This is a genomic window from Pseudoalteromonas sp. S4741, assembly GCF_005886135.1.
In the GTDB taxonomy this organism is placed as follows: Bacteria; Pseudomonadota; Gammaproteobacteria; order Enterobacterales; family Alteromonadaceae; genus Pseudoalteromonas; species Pseudoalteromonas tetraodonis.
Map to the genome: position 1 here is coordinate 1 of NZ_PNCN01000322.1, position 314 is coordinate 314.

Here is a 314-nt window from a genome sequence, read left to right on the forward strand (position 1 = left end):
CGATGTATTTTTAAACGCATTAACTACCCAGCTAGAAACCGCAAAACCCAACGTTAAGCTAAGCGCTGCACAGCTCAAGATGATAGTTAAACACTTAAGCGAACACGATGACGAAGCAGAAGTATCTAAAGTAAAGGCCAAGGTAGAAGCCAACCCAGACTTGCGTGATAATGAAAACGTACCACTAACAGAAAGTGTAGATGACTACTATGACCGTGAAGTATTACACCCTGTACAACACGCGTGGATTGATACTAAAAAAATCGCCGACCTAGACGTGGCAGTGGCACTAGTTTGAGACGCACTAACATGCC

At 43.6% G+C, this 314-nt stretch carries 1 pseudogene; it reads left to right on the forward strand.

Features of this window, described 5'->3' with window-relative positions:
- Window positions 1-298 (forward strand): annotated as a pseudogene (locus tag CWC30_RS18325) (SAM-dependent DNA methyltransferase); the annotation flags it as partial.
- Window positions 299-314 lie beyond the last annotated feature (16 nt).